We start from the raw sequence: 428 nt of genomic DNA on the forward strand, positions 1-428 counted from the left end.
CGCCAGAAGATCGAAGTGGCCAAGCGCGTTGCACAGGCTGACGTGGTCATCAGCACCGCGCTGATCCCGGGGCGCGCCGCTCCGACGCTCATCACCGAGGAGATGGTCAAGTCGATGAAGCCGGGTTCGGTCATCGTGGACATCGCCGCAGGCAAGGGCCCGGACATGAATGGTGAGATGAAGGGCGGCAACTGCCCCTTGTCCGAAGCCGACAAGACGGTGGTCAAGCACGGCGTGACGATCATCGGGGAGACGAACCTCGCAGCCCTGGTGGCCGCGGACGCATCGTCGCTCTACGCGCGCAACGTGCTCGACTTCCTCAAGCTCGTGCTGCCCAAGGAGGGCGGCCTGAAGATCGATCTCGAAGACGACATCGTCGCTGCCTGCCGCATGGCCCAGGACGGCCAGGTCACGAAGAAGTAAGCGAA

Annotated in this window: 1 pseudogene; it reads left to right on the top strand. The window is 64.0% G+C overall.

What is annotated here, in order from left to right:
- Positions 1–423: pseudogene (locus AC1DEK_RS30160) on the top strand (NAD(P)(+) transhydrogenase (Re/Si-specific) subunit alpha); the annotation flags it as partial.
- Positions 424–428: the final 5 nt, after the last annotated feature.

It is taken from the genome of Variovorax sp. 10N420, from assembly GCF_056394705.1.